We start from the raw sequence: 2,548 nt of genomic DNA on the forward strand, positions 1-2,548 counted from the left end.
GCTGCCGAGATCCGCGCGTTCGCCAAGGCGGCCGAGGACGAGGATCGCAACGGTGACCAGCACGATGACGGCAACGGCGGCGGCCTCCTCGCCATCCACCCGGACCGGGCCCCCGCATCCGCCATCGCCCCACTGCTCCGCCGCGACGACAAGCCGGGCTTCGTCGTCGTCGACATGCCCGACGTCGACCTCTTCACCCCGCTCGACACGGTCGTGGTCCCCGACGCTCCGCTCTACGTCATCAGCGGCGTCGACCGCGGCGACCACATGGCCAACTGGAGCCCGGACGAGGCACTGCCCGCCCTCACCGCGCAGAACCGCACTCCGCTGCTGCTCAGCGAGGGCATCCACTGGGTGCTCCAACAGCCCGCCGCTCTGGAACGCAACCACTGCTTCATGACCATCGGCTCCCGGCTGCGCAAGGCCAACGGCAACCTGGACGCCCGCACGCCGGCACTCTGGATCAGCAACGGCACCGGCCGCGACGGCCGGGAGCGGCGCAACGCCCCGAAGGCCGGCTGGTGCTGGGCGGGCAACCGGCACACCTGGCTGGGCTTCGGCTCCGCGACGGGCCGCCACCTCCCGGCCGCCTAGCGCGGCAGCCGCCCCGACCGGCTGTCACACCCCCTCGCTACGCTCACCGCATGCCTGCCTTCCGCGACTTCAACTTCAAGCTCCTCGTCATCGAGCAGCTCATGTACACCGACGAGACCCTCACCCCGGCGTTTCGCATCGCGGACTGCCTGAAGGCGAAGGGAATCGACGACCCGCAGGATTACGCGTACGAGAACGACCTCGCCCACACCGTGCTCGCCGAGGCCCGCGCACACTTCGAGACGCTGGAGATCAGCACGGAGCTGCTCGCGACGGTCGAGGAGCTCACCCTCGACGGCGGGCTCGAGGTGTACCAGGAGTGCTCCCCGGTCTGGGACGGCGAGGACGACCTCTACGACGTGGGCTCGCTCGACGACCTCGACCTGCTGCCGAACCTCCGGCTGATCTCGGGGCTCGACGACTGCGGGATGGGCGCCGCCTTCGACCACGAGGTGCTGGCGGCCCGGGGCATCGCCACCGACTGACCCGGCAGGGGGGCTCGTCCTGCACAGGCGTACTGCTCGTACTGCTCCCCGTACCAAGCACGGCACCCACCCGCCGCGACCCGCCCCGGAGGCTCAAGCCATGCCCCTCACCCCACACCGCGGAGCACGCCTGAGGCGGACGGCCGCCGCAGCGGCGCTCCTGGCTCTCACCGTGACCGCGTGCGGCACCGAACACGCCGGGCAGCAGCAGGCCCAGTCGGCCCCTCCGCGACCGTCGTTCGCTCCCCGGCCGAAGTGCGCCCAGCCCACCGAGGCGCCTTCGAAGCAGACTTCCTCTCCGACACCCACGCCCACGGCTGACGCCGCGACCGGTACACCGCACGAGGGAAACAGCGACGACCGGCCGCCCAACTACGCCGACAACCACGCCTACCGCATGGCGGGCGAACTCAGCCCCGACAAGCGCGCCAAGGGCGAGGCATCGGCGGAGCGCATCCGGTACGAGCTGGAGAAGGCCCGGAAAGAGGGCGACGTCAGCGAGAAGCGGATCACGGCGGCACTGGCACACCTCGGCTGCGGGAAGGAACACGGCGTCTACATCTGGGACGGGCTCTACAGCGTTCACACGGGGGACGTGTGCGTGTCCGGGCACGTGACGAAGGAGGAGCTCACCATCAGCGTCCACGGCGCCTACGCCGAACCGCAGCCGGGAACGGGGCCGTGCGTGGAGAACCGGGGAGGCCACTGACAAGGTGGCCGGACACGTGTCCGGGGGCATCTCCGCGGGCATGATCAATTGCATGAAAACGGGCAAGAGGGACGCCGTCGGCAACGGCGCAGGAACCGGGACGAGAACCGGCCCGGCAACGGACGACACTAAAGTCGACGCACGCAACCGCGTCGGCTCCGGCCTCAGCGACGAACCAGGGCAGATCCTGCACTGGAACTTCTTCATAGGCGGCCACCTGAGCGCCTCCGTACCCGTGCGCCTCGTCGAACGCACACCCGAGGGCCAGCTCGTCTGGATGGAGAAGGGCACCCCGATGTGGTGCACGGCCCTGCCGCGCGGCACCACACACCTGCGGGACATCGCCCCGCACGAGCGCCCCACCGAGGGCTACCCCGTGGTCGCCGGCCGGTGGCCGATGGGCAGCGCGCTCTTCTACCAGCCGACGGGCGCCGCGCACTCCGTCCTGTGGCTCTTCGGCCGCAGACAGAAGTTCCGCGGTTGGTACGTCAATCTGGAGCGCCGCGTCCACCACGGCGAGGACATCGACATCGCCGACCACGAACTCGACATCAACGTGGCACCGGACCGGACCTGGCAGTGGAAGGATGAGGACTCCTTCGCCGAGAAAACCGGTCATCCCGCGTACTGGAACGCGGAGGAGGCCACGGCCATCAGGACCGAGGGAAACAGGGTGGCCCGGCTCGCGGAGGCCGGAACCTTTCCCTTCGACGGATCCTGGTGCGATTTCCGGCCACCCCCGGCCTGGCGGACCCCGCCC

At 70.1% G+C, this 2,548-nt stretch carries 4 protein-coding genes; all 4 read left to right on the forward strand.

Translation table 11 applies throughout. The annotated features are described in order from the left end of the window. A partial coding sequence (locus tag JGS39_RS39065) for a DUF5701 family protein (RefSeq protein WP_236066054.1) occupies nt 1-594 on the forward strand: 594 nt, incomplete at its 5' end. A gap of 50 nt (nt 595-644) precedes the next feature. Beyond that, nucleotides 645-1,079, forward strand: coding sequence for a DUF6892 domain-containing protein (locus JGS39_RS39070; RefSeq protein WP_219574512.1), 435 nt, complete (start codon nt 645-647; stop codon nt 1,077-1,079). A gap of 100 nt (nt 1,080-1,179) precedes the next feature. Continuing rightward, nucleotides 1,180-1,788 carry a hypothetical protein gene (locus JGS39_RS41310; protein WP_236064659.1) on the forward strand — a complete coding sequence of 203 codons (609 nt, stop codon included), beginning with the start codon at nt 1,180-1,182 and terminating at the stop codon, nt 1,786-1,788. Nucleotides 1,789-1,831: 43 nt separating this feature from the next. Next, nucleotides 1,832-2,548: ribonuclease FAU-1 family protein (locus JGS39_RS39080; protein ID WP_372456194.1), on the forward strand; the 717-nt coding region annotated here is incomplete at its 3' end.

This window comes from Streptomyces poriferorum (assembly GCF_019399235.1).
Taxonomy (GTDB): Bacteria; Actinomycetota; Actinomycetes; order Streptomycetales; family Streptomycetaceae; genus Streptomyces; species Streptomyces poriferorum.

What these genes read in the sequence shown, in the direction of transcription:
- JGS39_RS41310 (WP_236064659.1), top strand. Translation starts at nt 1,180, where the DNA reads ATGCCCCTCACCCCACACCGCGGAGCACGCCTGAGGCGGACGGCCGCC.
- JGS39_RS39070 (WP_219574512.1), top strand. Translation starts at nt 645, where the DNA reads ATGCCTGCCTTCCGCGACTTCAACTTCAAGCTCCTCGTCATCGAGCAG.